Source organism: Rahnella sp. WP5 (assembly GCF_000745615.1).
GTDB lineage: Bacteria > Pseudomonadota > Gammaproteobacteria > Enterobacterales > Enterobacteriaceae > Rahnella > Rahnella aceris.
On sequence record NZ_JQJR01000005.1, the window covers coordinates 546,832 to 561,058 of the forward strand.

The following is a 14,227-nucleotide window of genomic DNA, read 5'->3' on the forward strand; positions in this document are numbered from 1 at the left end:
TCAATCTTTATTCCGCGGGTTGAGGATATCGCGCAGGGCGTCACCCACTAAGTTGATGGCGACGATCAGTACCAGCAGCGTGACGCCGGGGAAGAAGCTTATCCAGTAATCGCCGGACATCAGGTAATCAAACCCGTTGGCAATCAGCAGGCCGAGCGAAGGCTCGGTAACCGGCAAACCGATGCCAAGAAACGACAGCGTGGCTTCGAGCATAATGGCGTAAGCAATACGCATGGTCGCCACCACAATCAGCGGCGGCAGGCAGTTGGGCAGAATATGGCGGAACAGAATGCGCGGACTGGAAAGCGCCATGCTGCGCGCTGCGTCCACGTAACTGCGGCGACGTTCCAGCAGCGCCGAGCCGCGAATGGTGCGTGCGTAATACGCCCATTGCGTGACCACCAGCGCCAGAATGATTTTATCGACACCCTGCCCGAGTACCGCCAGCAAAATCAGCGCAATCAGGATCGGCGGGAAGCTGAGCTGGATATCGACAATACGCATGATCAGCGCGTCCGTTTTGCCGCCAACGTAAGCGCTGATCAGCCCCAGTGCTGCGCCAATGGTCAGCGCAATCATCGCGCTGGAGACACCCACCAGCAGACTGGTTCGCGTACCGTACAAAATGGCACTGAGTAAATCGCGCCCCTGATCGTCAGTGCCCAGCCAGTAAATCATGCCACTCATACTGGTGGTGCCCGGTTTCAGGCGGCCATCCATGATGTCGAGCTGCGATAAATCATAAGGATTTTGTGGCGAGATCCACGGCGCCAGCACGGAGAGCACAATGGCGATACCTAAAATGATCAGACCGCATAAGGAGAATTTGTTGCGCAGCAGCGCACGCACGGTGTGGTAAAACGCGGAATGCGGTTTGCCCTGCACGGCGGTACGCGAGTGAACGGAATCAGACGCCATCAGTTTTCGCCCCCCAGCCGCACACGCGGATCGACCAGCACATACAGCACATCCACCAGCAGATTAATCAGGCTGAACATCACCACGGTGATCATCAGATACGCCAGGATCACCGGCCGGTCGAGTACGGCGATAGAATCGATGATCAGCTTGCCCATCCCCGGCCAGGCGTAAATGGTTTCAGTGACTACTGCGAAAGCAATCAGCGAACCCAGCTCAAGGCCGATGACGGTAATCAGCGGGATCAGGGTGTTTTTCAATACGTGAACCAGCACGATGCGGCTTTCCGATAAACCTTTGGCGCGGGCGAAACGGATGAAGTCCTGTTGCAGGCATTCGAGCACACCGGCGCGGGTCAGACGGATAATCAGCGAGATTTTAAACAGCGCCAGATTCAGGGCGGGCAGGATCAGATGCGCGAGACCGTCGGCAGTAAACAGGCTGACGGGGACGCCGAAAATGTCTACCGTGGCACCACGTCCGGAGGCCGGAAGCACACCGAGTTTGACGCTGAACAGCATGATCATCATCAGGCCAATCCAGAACGTCGGCAGGCTGAAGCCTAAAATTGAGACGGTCATGATCGACTTCGATAACCAGCCGTCAGGGCGCAGACCGGCGTATACGCCGAGCGGAATGCCGGTCACCAGCGCCAGCACAAACGCCACCAGCGCCAGTTCAAGCGTGGCGGGCATACGCTGGAAAATCAGGTGCAGCGCGGGCTGATTGTAGATGAAGGAGTTACCCATATCGCCATGCAGGGCATTGACCACGAACAGGCCATACTGCTCCCACACCGGTTTATCGAGGCCAAAAGACTGGATCACACTCAGGCGTTCAGCAGGCGTCGCGGTCGTGCTGAGCAGCAGGTCAACCGGATTGCCGACCAGATACACGCCGCCGAAAACCAGCAACGACATCACCAGCAGCGTCAGCAACGTTTGCCCGAAACGCCCGAGCAGGTAACGGCTCATGCGTTTGCGTCGCCATCGCGGCTGCCGTATCGCGAGAAAACACGGCGCAGCAGACTGAAAAAGCCGTATTCATCCACTTTCTGCATGACCGTGGCGTTAGGCGGCGTCGACAGTTTGTTCCAGAAATCCGCGTAAGTGTATCCGGCGGTAGTACCGGAAACCGCTACGCCCACGCGCGCGGGCTGGCCTTCAAACAGGCCTGGCTGCAACATCCACGCAACGGTGGTGGCGTCATGCACCGGCCCGCCTTCGCGGCCAAACCGGTTGAGATCACTGCGGTCAAACGCATTAAGTAAAGCAGAAGTAGATTCGCCCGGCAGGCCGCCATCCTGTTTTAATGCTTCAATATCATCTGCGCTGATCAGCGCCTGAAAAGTCATATCAAGCGGCATGATGATCAATGGCACGCCGCTGTTAAACACTTTTTCGGCGGCATGCGGATCGGCATAGACGTTAAATTCAGCCCACGGCACGCGATGGCCGAGGGCGGTAAAGGCGCAGCTCATGGTGACGATCTGTTTAATGCCACGCGCGACGTCCGGGTGCATTCCCAGCGCCAGCGCAATATTGGTCATCGGACCGATGACGCACAAGGTGATCGGTGAGTTCTCTCCGGCGGCCTGTCGTAATGTCCGCACCAGAAAATCCACCGCGTGTTCGGCCTGCGGTTGCAGTTCCGTGTCTGGCACCAGTTCATTTTTGAACGCGCCAATGTGTGCGTATTTGCCATAAACCTGTTCACGCACCAGCGGACCGGGTGCGCCGGCATAAACGGGCGTAGCGGTTCTGCCAGACAACGCGACAATTTTGCAGGCATTGCGCACGGTGTCTTGCAGCGCCACGTTGCCAGCGACAACGGTCACACCAAGCACATCCAGTTCCGGCGAGGCCAGCGCCAGCCACAACGCGATGGCGTCATCCACGCCAGGATCGGTATCGATAATGATGCGCTGGCTCATAATTTTATTTCCCGGCATAACGTGAAAGCAGTTCGTAAAACAGCGCGAAGACTTTGTCGGCCTCTGCGTGCGTGACGATATCAACGTTGGGTGTCAGTCCCGACTTGCCATACCAGTCAGCGACGGTTTGCCCCATACACAACTCGCTGTCGTGTTCGACAAACACCCGCGCTTTTTCGGTGCCGAACAGTTCCGGCGCCAGTAGGTAAGCAATCACCAGCGGGTCGTGTAGCGGCCCGCCGCGTGAACCGTAACGGCGCACGTCGTTGCGATCCCAGAACGCCATTAATTCGCCCAACTGAACGGAGATCCGCCCGGAGACTTTGATAAATTTCGCCACATGTTCCGGCGTCAGAATCACCTGATGCGTGGCATCGAGCGGTAAAACCGTGATGTTCAGATCCGAGGAAAACACAATATGCGCGGCATGGGGATCGGCGAGCATATTGAATTCAGAGGTCATGGTGCGGTTACCGGCTTCGCGATACGCACCGCCCATCAGCACCACGCGACCAATACCCTCAGTGATCCCAGGTTTCATGCGCAGCGCCGTTGCCAGATTGGTCAGTGGCCCGAGCACGCACAGCGTCAGTGGCTGATTATGTTCAATCGCCTGCTCACAGCGGCTGATCAGAAAGTTAACGGCATGAACGGCGTCAGCCTGTTTCTGTGGCGCGGGAAAGGTGGTATTACCCAGACCGTTTTCGCCGTGAAACTGGCCGTGGATCGGCGCGCGCAGCAGCGGCTGATGACAACCGGCAAACACCGGGATATCCGGCCGGTAACCCAGCTCGGTAATTTGCAGCGCATTACGTGTGGTATTCGCCAGCGGCTGATTGCCGCACACGGTGCAAATGCCGAGAATGTTCAGTTGCGGCGCGACGAACGCGCTGAGCAGTGCAATGGCGTCGTCAATGCCCGGATCGCAGTCAATGATCACCGGCAGGGTTTTCACAGCGCCCCCACGGAACGCAAAACATCAGCGATTTCCTGACGCGCGGCCTGGTTTAATGGCACCTGTGGCGGCAACGGATCACCGACCTCAAAACCCTGCAATTGCAGCGCGGCTTTAATACAACCGGCGATAGAATATTTGGCGAAGATTTCATTGATGCGCCACAGCGGACGCTGTAACTCCATCGCCTTTTTCCAGTCGCCCTGCTTCGCGGCCTCATACAGCGCCAGACTTTGCTTCGGCACAATACAGGCCGGACCGGCCATCCAGCCCACGCCGCCAATCAGCATCACGCAGGCAGGAATATGTGCCGATGCGGCAAATACCTGCATCCGCCCCTGCGTGCGTTCGATAATCGACAGCAACCGGCCGGTATTGGTCGAAGCATCTTTAATATAGTTGATATTTTCCACGTGACTGAGCCGCTCGATGACAGGCAGGCTGAGATCAGAACGCTGGAACTGCGGATTGGTATACAGCACAACCGGCAGCTTTCCGGCTGCGGTCGCGATGGCACAAAAATAATCCTCGACGCCCTGTTCGGGCACCGGGAAATAGGCCTCGAGGATCGCCAGAATACCGTCGACACCCAGCGCGACGTAGCGAGCGGTTTGCGCTACGGCGTCCTGAATGGTGGTGGCTGCGACACCGGCAATAACCGGAACGCGGCCCCGAGCGGCTTCAACGACAATTTTCACTATCTCCGTGCGTTGTTCTGCATTGAGATAAGCGAATTCACCTGTACTGCCGAGCGGCGTCAGACCATGCACCCCGCTGTTTATCAGGTGTTCGACCAGCGCTGTTAACACTGGTTTGTCTATCTGGCCGCCATCAGTGACCGGCGAAACCAGATAGGGATACACACCGCTAAAAGAAGTCATAGCTTCTCTCTCTTTTAGTAAACTACTACCTTAGTACAGCCCTGGTGTTGGTGCTGTATTCCCGCCTGGGTTTGGTATGCACTTTGCGTTTACTTACTGTTTTTTATGGACAAAGTACGGCAACGTATAGCCATCTGAGCGACCAACGTAGGTATAAGGTGTTTTCATCGCCCAGGTGTAAGAAAGGAACAGCAACGGAATGGTGCCTTCGTCTTTCATCGCAATCTCTGTGGCGTGTTGCAGTAACTTTTCACGCTGCCCGTCGTCGAGAGTTTCCCGTGCCTGCAGCAGTGTTTTATCAAATTCAGGGTTCGAGTAACGCCCGCGATTGCCTTGCCCGCCGTTCGGCCCGAAGGTTTCGAGCAATGGCCCCAGCACACCGGAGGCTTCACCGGTTTCAATCGCCGCACCGCCCATAATCAGGCTGAAATCGCGTTTGGATGCACGGGAGAAATACACGCTGCCCGGCATGGTCACGACGTCAGTTTTAATGCCAACGCGGCTGAACATCTGGCCGAGCGCCTGCGCAATTTTAGAATCGTTCGGATAACGGTCATTCGATGCATGGAACGTCAGCGTAAAACCATCCGGATAACCGGCCTGCGCCAGCAATTGTTTCGCTTTCACCGGATCGTAAACCGGTGCGGCAATCGACGGCGTATAGCCGAAGTAACCTTTCGGCACCAGTTGCGACGCCGGAACGCCCTGCCCGTCCATAATGCGATCCACAATCGCCTGACGGTTTATCGCCAGCGACATCGCCTCACGCACTTCGCGTTTTTTCAGCGGATTGCTGCCATCCGGCCCTTTGGCGAATGGCGACACATCGCGATCCTGATCCGGGTGTAAATACAAAATACGGTTACCGGCGACAGATTCCAGATGCAGGCTGGCTTGTTTGCCCAGATCCCGCCCGTCTGCCGTCGGCACGCTTTCAATCATATCAACGTCGCCTGAACGCATTGCCGCCACGCGGGCACTCGGGTTTTTGAACACGCGCAAGGTGACGTTATCCCACTGCGCTTTTCCGCCCCAGTACTGATCGTTGCGCGCCAGCACGACGTTATCGTCCGGTGTCCAGCTGACAAATTTGAACGGGCCGGTACCGATGACATCTTTCCCTTCATTAAGGGTTTGCGATCCGACTGTCTCAAGCCGGGCCGGTAAAATAGCAACACGGCTTAAGTTGTTAAGTAATAATGGTGTTGGCGCTTTGGTGACAATTCTCACCGTTAAAGGATTCACTTCGGTGACGTCAGCGATATCGTTGACATACGGCGTATAGGCGCTCGGGCTGTTTTTTGAGGCCAGCGCCACGCGTTTCACGCTGGCAATCACATCTTTGGCAGTGAAATCGCTGCCATCGTGGAATTTCACACCGGGACGCAGGGCAAATTCCCAGGTGGTGTCGTTGATGACTTTCCATGACACTGCAAGCGCTGGCGTTATGAGTTGTTTTTCGTCCTGATTCACCAGGCCGTCGAATATGTTGCGTGCCATCGCACTGTTGGCACCGCCGACGTAAAACTGCGGATCCATAGACGTGGTTGATGCGGCAAGGCCGATATTAAGATCAGCAGCCTGTACGGTCTGTAAAGCAAAAAGCGTGGCCAGTGCCGAGGAAAGCACTCCTGCCAAAACGGACTTTCTCATTCATTTAACCCTTAATTATTTTAGATTTTCAGGCAATGTGTATCAGATCGTAAACTGGAGTCTAGGGGGTGGACTTCTGAATTGAAAATTGTATTTTGTGTTACATCCATAAACAAATGTTATGGATCTTGAGGATGCATATGAAAATTAATCCCAGACAGGTAGAAGCTTTTCACAAGGTGATCCTTACCGGTGGCATGACCGCCGCCGCCAATATGATGAACATTACGCAGCCTGCGGTCAGCCGCCTGATCCGTGATTTCGAATATGCGGTTGATCTGAAGCTGTTTGACCGCGACGGACGCGGGTTGATCCCGCGTGACGATGCCATCAAGTTGTATCGTGAAGTCGAGCGTTTGTATCTCGGACTTGAACATATTTCACGTATCGCCGACGAAATACGTCATTCAAAAGGCAGCGTTTTGCGCATTGGTACGGTTGCGGCGCTTTCCGCGCTGTGCGTCGAACACATTTTGCCGCCGCTGATTGAGAGTATTGACGATATCTCGCTGTTTCTGGATATCGAAAGCACGACGCACATCACCGATGTGGTGACCAGCAATCAGTACGACGTCGGGTTCATTTTCGGTAAGCCGGATGTGAAAGGGCTGGAAGCGGAAATGCTGGCGCGGGCCAATGCCGTTGCCGTGATGTCGCCACGTCACCCGCTGGCCAAACAGGATGTCGTCACCGCGATGGATCTGACGCGTTACCGCCCTATTATACCCGGGCGCAAAACGCCGCTGCGTGAACAACTCGACCAGGTGATGAGCCGCCTCGACTTATATATGAATAACCCGATTGAAACGTCGCTGAACAATTGTTGTGTGATGGCGGGGAATAATCTGGGTATCGGTGTGGTGGATTTCATCACGGCGCGCAGCCACAAAAGCGATATCGTGCTTAAGCCGTTTACGCCAGATATCAGCATCGCCTATCTCGCCGTTTTCCCGCCGCAGATCCCGAAAAGCCGTCTGGTGGAACATATCACCAAAGAAATGAAGACATTAATTGAAGGCTATTTGTAAAACACCCCGTCAGGTTCGCCAAAATCGTACCAGTGAGTCCAACGTGTTCTCCTTCTCCCCTTTATGGTGAGAAGTCCGCGGACGGCTGGTGCGTTTAATTAGATGAAAAACGTATATCAAACACTTCAGTTATCAAAATAACGAATAAAACACTTTATTTTATTCTTTAAAATCAATGAATAAAATTTACCTGCATAAATAATAATCTAATCTATAATAATTTACCTAATTTCAAACTCTTCGTTACACATTCACAACCTCGATGAGAAGTATTACTCTTTGCGCGAAATTGTTCTATTTGGTTCATTTAATAACGGGTGGTCATTAAGTGGTACCAGCTTTTCATCAACAGTTCTCTACAACCTATTTTCTACAAACCAATGCAGTGAGATAAATCATGCCAACAACAAATAACAAGTGGACGTGGCTCCTCTGGTTACTGAGTGCGCTGATGGTCGTCATCGGCCTGACACTCGGTATCGGTGGTGCGTATCTGGCCACATTAGGAGGAAGCGTTTACTTCCTGCTGATGGGTCTGGCGCTCATCGTTTCCGCCGTTTTGATTTTTAAAGGTAAGCCGTCAGGCGCATGGCTGTATGCCGTGGCCTTTGTGCTTTCTATTATCTGGGCTGTCTGGGACGCGGGCTTCACGTTCTGGCCGCTGTTCTCCCGCCTGTTCACTTTCGGCGTGCTGGCTTTCCTGGTGGCACTGGCCTATCCGTTGCTTCAGGCACGCGCGGGCCTGGTGGTGCGTAAAGGGCCAGGCTTCTCGCTGGCGGCTGTTCTGGCCGTTGCGCTGATTGCCGCATTCGGTAATACCTTCGTGCCGACGCCAATCATCAGCGCCGACAGCGATCAGGTGCCGGTGAAACCGGTAGATAAAGGTGCAGAGCAGAAGAACTGGGAAAACTGGGGTAACACCACCGCAGGCGACCGTTTTGCTGCACTGGATCAGATCAACAAAACCAACGTGGATAAACTTCAGGTTGCGTGGATTGCCCATACCGGTGATATCCCGCAGAGCAACGGCTCCGGCGCTGAAGACCAGAACACGCCGCTGCAAATCGGTGACAAGCTGTTTGTGTGTACCGCTTACAGCAAAGTGATCGCCCTGAATGTGGATGACGGTAAAAAGCTGTGGTCTTACGATTCCAACTCCACCGCACCTAACTGGCAGCGTTGCCGCGGGCTGGGCTATTACGAGAACAGCGCCGCGCCTCAGGCTGCGGCGGCACAACCTGCCGCTGTGCCTGCTGCTGAACCGGCAAGCCCGACCGCTGCTTCAGAAGCTGCCGCGCCTGCCACGAACGCACCGCAAACGCCTGCGGCTACCGGCGGTACCGTCAGCGCCACCTGTGAACGTCGTCTGTTCCTGCCAACCATTGATGCCCGTCTGATCGCCATCAACGCTGACACCGGCAAGCCTTGTGCTGATTTCGGTGACAACGGCGTGGTTGACCTGAAAGTCGGCATGGGCGAAGTGAAACCTGGCTACTACCAGCAAACCTCTACCCCGCTGGTCGCGGGTAACGTGGTTGTCGTTGGCGGTCGCGTAGCGGATAACTTTTCCACCGGCGAACCTCCGGGCGTGGTGCGTGCGTTTGACGTGAACACCGGCGCCCTGGTGTGGGCATGGGATCCGGGTAATCCGAACATCACCAAACTGCCACCGGAAGGTCAGACTTATACCCGTGGTACGCCAAACGTCTGGTCGGCCATGTCCTACGATCCAAAACTGGGTCTGATTTACATGCCAACCGGTAATGCGACGCCAGACTTCTTCGGCGGCACGCGTACCGAGCTGGATGACAAATACAGTTCTTCTGTTGTTGCGGTAGATGTGGCCACCGGTAAAGTCCGCTGGACCTTCCAGACCACCCATCACGACCTGTGGGACTTCGACCTGCCTTCTCAGCCGCTGCTGTATGACCTGCCGGACGGTAAAGGTGGCAGCACGCCGGTTCTGGTGCAGACCTCCAAACAAGGCATGATCTTCATGCTGAACCGCGAAACCGGCCAGCCGGTCGCGAAAGTCGAAAACCGCGAAGTGCCGCAGGGTAACGTCCCTGGTGAACGCTACTCCAAAACACAGCCTTTCTCTGTCGGTATGCCAAACATCGGCAACCAGACGCTGAAAGAATCTGATATGTGGGGCGCAACGCCGATGGACCAGTTGCTGTGCCGCATCGAGTTTAAAGGTATGCGTCACCAGGGCGTTTACACGCCTCCGGGTCTGGATCGTTCCCTGCAATTCCCGGGTTCTCTGGGCGGCATGAACTGGGGCAGCGTCTCGGTTGACCCGAACAACGCCATCATGTTCGTGAATGATATGCGTCTGGGTCTGGCGAACTACATGGTGCCGCGTGCACAGGTTCCGACCGGCGCGAGCGGTATCGAGATGGGGTTGGTGCCGATGGACGGCACGCCTTATGGCGCAGTCCGCGAGCGTTTCCTGTCTCCGCTGGGCATTCCTTGCCAGAAACCACCGTTCGGTACCATGTCTGCGGTGAACCTGAAAACCGGCAAAATCGTCTGGCAGGTGCCGGTCGGAACGGTGAAAGACACCGGTCCGCTGGGCATCAAAATGCGCATGCCAATGGAAGTCGGTATGCCAACGCTGGGCGCGAGCCTGTCAACGCAATCCGGCCTGCTGTTCTTCGCCGGTACGCAGGATTTCTATCTGCGTGCGTTCGATACCGCAACCGGTAAAGAAATCTGGAAATCCCGTCTGCCAGTCGGCAGCCAGTCTGGCCCGATGACCTACGTTTCACCGAAAACCGGTAAACAGTACATCATCATCAGCGCCGGTGGCGCACGTCAGTCCGCAGAACGCGGCGACTACGTGATCGCCTACGCACTGCCTGACGAGAAGTAAGATTTAGCAGTCAATGACAAAGCCCGCCGGTGCAGACCGGCGGGCTTTTTTTTATTGAACGTAACCTGCTGATACCTCTGGTGATGTTCCTGTCTGCACGACAATAATGTTAAAACATACTAAACAAAAAATTTTGGTTAAGGATGATGGCGAGTATCATGTCGCCATTATCCCTGTTAACCAAAAGGAATTGGCATGGAAATCATCGGAGACAACAGCGTTATCACCAGTGTTGCACCCAAAGGTAAGGTTGTTTACTGCCGTGGTGAAACCCCCAGATTCTGGCTGGAACTGCAATTTGTCGATGAGAATAATCTCCCCGTTACCGGACTGAAGGTCACACTGGAATACCATCCGCTGGCATCCGCGCAAGACGTCGCGATGTGGAAAAAATATAGTAATCACCACTACGATCCCACACCACCACCTAATCCCCCTGCCGGAGTGACAGACAGCCAGGGACTGGTCAGGTTCGACGATTTGTCCTGGATAACGGTCGACGTAAAAGCAGATGCACAGCAGCTGGCCGACGAAATGGAGCAGCGCCCGCTGGGACTTCGGCGCAATCCTAACAGCCAGCCGGTGAGCAAAAATGTCTTTCGTCGGGAAACGCGAGATAAAAGCTGGCGATCTGACGTACAGGAAAAAGCCGAGGCCGCAGGACATATCCACCATTACGTGACCATCGGTGAACTTTGCGATCAGTTGCCTCACATTGAAGGCTGGGAGGAGAAGGAGCCACCGGAGTTTCATTTTCAGCAAGGGCGTTCGCTGAAAGGCACAGAGATAGCGTGTCAGGCGCTAAAGCAGCGGCACGTCATTGAAATCTGCCCGTTCCGGGCGTGGGTGCTGGCACTGCATGACACCACCGCGTTTGATCTTGCCAACAGCCTAAACCTCGGCATTATGGCTGACCTTGCCTATTCGGCTGAAGCGAAGAACAATACCATTGATTATTTCTTCCGGAATAAATGTCAGGATCTGTCTGCAATCCCGCAGTTTGCCGAATTCCCGTCTTATTACCACACGCTGGCCGTAGATGTCCCCTTCCGGGAACGTTATCTCAAAGCCATTTATTTAAATACGACTGAAGGGGAACAGCCAAAAGGCGATACCCGGTTATTCACGGTGGAATGCGGCAAGCACATAATCGTTGCATGGTGCGGTACTGACAGCCTGCTTAACGCTCTGACAGATATCTCCTTTGCGCCCAAAAAATGTCTGCCAGAGCTTGGTGGCGTGGGTAATATTCACGGCGGTTTTCTTGAGGCTTATGATTTGGCGAAGCAGAAGTTTGATCCTATATTCCAGAACGTAGTCTCATCTCTAAATGAAGCCGGGGGAACGAAAAAATTATTTGTCTGCGGTCACAGCTTGGGTGGGGCTCTCGCGTTAGCCTATGCTGCCGAGATGAAGTATAGCCGTCCTATTCTGTATACCTTCGGTATGCCACGCACCTTCACCCGTGCGGCAGTGCTCGGACTGGACGCAGTAACTCACTACCGCCACGTCAATGATAATGATTCAGTCACCCAAATTCCTCCCGATGCTGATTTAGACAATATCTTCTATGAGAAATGGGGACCACTGGGCGACAAACTGGGCTTTGACTGGTCGGTGACAACGCTCACCGGTTTGGGAGTTGCTGTTCGTGACCTGGCTTTTCAGTCCACAGGAATTTCCGATAAAAAAGATCCCTACTGGCATCATGGCAATACGGTGATATTTTTCCAGGCTCAGCAGTGCGTAATGAAATCCCGCCAACAAAATGTGCCATGGATAGGTGGCGGAGGCAGCGATAATCCGGCACCCGGCGTGGTGAGCACCTGTATTAAGCAGTCGGTTAAACTCTTTCTGGTGCCATCACTGAATGAAGAATGCCTTAATGCCACCGGCGAGCATCAGGCGAAGTTTATCGGGTGTCTGGATACCGTTAACCTGAGAAAAACCTTCCCCAGAAACACTAATCCCGAACTGGACGGACTTTTGAGTAACCCTTCCAGCCATTCTATGGCACACCGCTACCTGCCTTATATCCATAATCAGGTACTTGAGCTGGCAAATCCGGATCTTGAGATGGACCGGAAGGAGAAGCGGGCTGAGTTCAGGCAGGAGATTGAAGCAACTGCCAAAGGAAGTGCTAATCAGGATGAAGTACAGCGAAACCAGGAATTTATAGCGCTTCAGGATATGTTGCCGGTGGCACTAACCCGCACCCGCTCAGAAGATGTGGGCAAAAATGCCCTGCTACGTTTTGCGGCAGTTACGGAGGAAGAAGTTGAATTTTCTAAATAAAACAGCCCTGTTGATGCCGACAGTATTTTTGCTTTCCGCCTGTTATGGCAAAACAGACCAGACGTTGTCACCGCCGGAAAATGCCCGGCGAGTAACCATAGCCGTCAGGGTTCCTGAAGGCATTACACTATTGCCATTGCAAATGCTTTACCGTTCTGAACGGTGCAAGACTAAAAGCTATAACTCGAGTAATGAAGCCTACGAAATTCGCGGATATAACGGTTTTATGCAGGCATTCCCCCCGCAGGAAAACAGTGATATCAGACAGCAGCGGATTGCCATTGATGGCGGCGGGCCATGCCAGTGGCAGCTTAATTCCATTAAAGTCAGCTTTAAATTTTCCAATGACAATCCTCTAGTACAAGGGAAGAAAATAATTACTACTAATTATATTTTTGATTTTGATGATTATGGCTTTAGTGATGGTTACGCCACCGGTGAAGCACAAATTTCCAGTGGAAATCTTGAATTGAAAACAGATTTTTTTCCTATGGTTATTATAAATCAAATGTTCAATCAAATATCTATTGAGATGTTTGGTGGTGATACAAATTATGACAGATGGAGCCGACGTTACAAACTTCAAGATACTCAGAAAATAGCCATTGAACCGATATTACACTCTCAGAAAGAAGTATTACTACAGGGTGATGAAGAACGTGGAGTCGGGATGATGATCACTTATCCCAATGGAAGCATTGAGCATGTACGCAAGATAAAGCCTGATTATGAAAAGCTACTATCGATGAAATAGAAAGGAATGTTTTATTTTACATATTCATGGAGGAAGAAGTTGAATTTTCTAAATAAGAATTATGCGGTTATATCCTTTATCGTGCTGCTTTATGGCTGTGATAACACTCCCGACCGCACTCTGTCTCCACCTCAGAATGCAAAGTGGGTCGACGTGGTCTTCACGCTTCCGGCAGATACCGTTCTTTTACCAATGGAAGTTCTTTACCGTTCAAATAAGTGTAAAACAGTGCGTTATAACTCGAGTAATGAGCCTCATGATATTCCCGGTTATAACGATTTCGAGAAGCCATTCGGTCAGCAAGGAAGCAGCAATATCTGGTGGGCACATATCGCCATTGATGGCGGCGGAAAATGCCAGTGGCAGCTTAATTCCATTAAAGTCAGTTTTAAGATCGCTGATAGCAATCCTCTCGTTAAAAGAAAAGAGGTTTTAGCTACTAATTATATCTTTGATTTTGATGATTATGGATTCAGTGATGGTTATGGAACAGGAAGAGCAAAAAAAGTCAGTGGCGATCTAGATATCAGAACAGATTTTTTCCCAGAAATATTTATTAGTCACAAATTCAAAAAAACGACACTGGAGTTATTTGGTGGGGATACCCGACACGAAAAATGGAGTCAACGTTACAGGGTTAATGATATTAAAACTATCGTTATAAACCCTGTCGTACATTTTAATCGAGTAGTTATACTTGAGGGACCAAATCAATCTCCAGGAAATATAATTGTGACTTATCCTGATAGTAGTAAGCAAAAAGCTTTGTATACAGAACCTGATTATGAAAAGCTACTATCAATGAAATAGAAAAGGAATTATTTCATTTTACATTTTCAAGGAGGAAGAAGTTGAATTTTCTAAATAAAACAGCCCTGTTGCTGCCGACAGTATTTTTGCTTTCCGCCTGTTATGGCAAAACAGATCAGACGCTG

General features: G+C 52.6%; 11 protein-coding genes. 5 read left to right on the top strand and 6 right to left on the bottom strand.

Features of this window, described 5'->3' with window-relative positions:
* From EX31_RS02575 to EX31_RS02600, 6 genes are all read right to left on the bottom strand, one after another.
* Entirely contained in the window at positions 1-918 is a 918-nt protein-coding gene (locus EX31_RS02575; protein ID WP_037033186.1) for an ABC transporter permease, read from the bottom strand.
* Entirely contained in the window at positions 918-1,892 is a 975-nt protein-coding gene (locus EX31_RS02580) for an ABC transporter permease (RefSeq protein ID WP_014416605.1), read from the bottom strand. The genes EX31_RS02575 and EX31_RS02580 overlap by 1 nt, the downstream gene beginning before the upstream one ends.
* Positions 1,889-2,851, bottom strand: coding sequence for a nucleoside hydrolase (locus EX31_RS02585; protein WP_037033188.1), 963 nt, complete (start codon positions 2,849-2,851; stop codon positions 1,889-1,891). The genes EX31_RS02580 and EX31_RS02585 overlap by 4 nt, the downstream gene beginning before the upstream one ends.
* A gap of 4 nt (positions 2,852-2,855) precedes the next feature.
* Complete coding sequence (locus tag EX31_RS02590) at positions 2,856-3,806, bottom strand: nucleoside hydrolase (RefSeq protein ID WP_037033190.1); 951 nt, start codon at positions 3,804-3,806, stop codon at positions 2,856-2,858.
* Positions 3,803-4,687, bottom strand: coding sequence for a dihydrodipicolinate synthase family protein (locus EX31_RS02595; RefSeq protein ID WP_037033192.1), 885 nt, complete (start codon positions 4,685-4,687; stop codon positions 3,803-3,805). Before EX31_RS02595 ends, EX31_RS02590 begins: the two co-directional genes overlap by 4 nt.
* 93 nt (positions 4,688-4,780) lie before the next feature.
* Positions 4,781-6,340, bottom strand: coding sequence for an ABC transporter substrate-binding protein (locus tag EX31_RS02600; protein ID WP_037033195.1), 1,560 nt, complete (start codon positions 6,338-6,340; stop codon positions 4,781-4,783).
* 140 nt (positions 6,341-6,480) lie between these two features.
* Here EX31_RS02600 and EX31_RS02605 point away from each other — a divergent pair, with 140 nt between their 5' ends.
* The 5 genes from EX31_RS02605 (at position 6,481) to EX31_RS02625 (ending at position 14,102) form a co-directional block, all read left to right on the top strand.
* Positions 6,481-7,368 (top strand): LysR family transcriptional regulator, encoded by an 888-nt coding sequence (locus EX31_RS02605; RefSeq protein ID WP_037033258.1) that lies wholly within the window; start codon positions 6,481-6,483, stop codon positions 7,366-7,368.
* Positions 7,369-7,765: 397 nt separating this feature from the next.
* The gene (locus EX31_RS02610) at positions 7,766-10,243 is read left to right on the top strand and encodes a membrane-bound PQQ-dependent dehydrogenase, glucose/quinate/shikimate family (protein ID WP_037033197.1); all 2,478 of its coding nucleotides are present in this window, start codon (positions 7,766-7,768) and stop codon (positions 10,241-10,243) included.
* A gap of 195 nt (positions 10,244-10,438) precedes the next feature.
* Complete coding sequence (locus tag EX31_RS02615) at positions 10,439-12,538, top strand: lipase family protein (RefSeq protein ID WP_037033199.1); 2,100 nt, start codon at positions 10,439-10,441, stop codon at positions 12,536-12,538.
* Positions 12,522-13,292: a hypothetical protein gene (locus EX31_RS26140; protein WP_231576017.1), complete on the top strand. Its 771-nt coding sequence runs from the start codon at positions 12,522-12,524 to the stop codon at positions 13,290-13,292. The genes EX31_RS02615 and EX31_RS26140 overlap by 17 nt, the downstream gene beginning before the upstream one ends.
* A 39-nt stretch (positions 13,293-13,331) precedes the next feature.
* Positions 13,332-14,102, top strand: a complete 771-nt coding sequence (locus tag EX31_RS02625) for a hypothetical protein (protein WP_037033259.1) — start codon at positions 13,332-13,334, stop codon at positions 14,100-14,102.
* The last annotated feature ends 125 nt before the right edge of the window (positions 14,103-14,227 follow it).

Excerpts from the sequence above, each read along its gene's own strand:
- EX31_RS02575 (WP_037033186.1), bottom strand. The coding sequence starts at position 918 with ATGGCGTCTGATTCCGTTCACTCGCGTACCGCCGTGCAGGGCAAACCG.
- EX31_RS02580 (WP_014416605.1), bottom strand. The coding sequence starts at position 1,892 with ATGAGCCGTTACCTGCTCGGGCGTTTCGGGCAAACGTTGCTGACGCTG.
- EX31_RS02585 (WP_037033188.1), bottom strand. The coding sequence starts at position 2,851 with ATGAGCCAGCGCATCATTATCGATACCGATCCTGGCGTGGATGACGCC.
- EX31_RS02595 (WP_037033192.1), bottom strand. The coding sequence starts at position 4,687 with ATGACTTCTTTTAGCGGTGTGTATCCCTATCTGGTTTCGCCGGTCACT.
- EX31_RS02600 (WP_037033195.1), bottom strand. The coding sequence starts at position 6,340 with ATGAGAAAGTCCGTTTTGGCAGGAGTGCTTTCCTCGGCACTGGCCACG.
- EX31_RS02605 (WP_037033258.1), top strand. The coding sequence starts at position 6,481 with ATGAAAATTAATCCCAGACAGGTAGAAGCTTTTCACAAGGTGATCCTT.
- EX31_RS02610 (WP_037033197.1), top strand. The coding sequence starts at position 7,766 with ATGCCAACAACAAATAACAAGTGGACGTGGCTCCTCTGGTTACTGAGT.
- EX31_RS02615 (WP_037033199.1), top strand. The coding sequence starts at position 10,439 with ATGGAAATCATCGGAGACAACAGCGTTATCACCAGTGTTGCACCCAAA.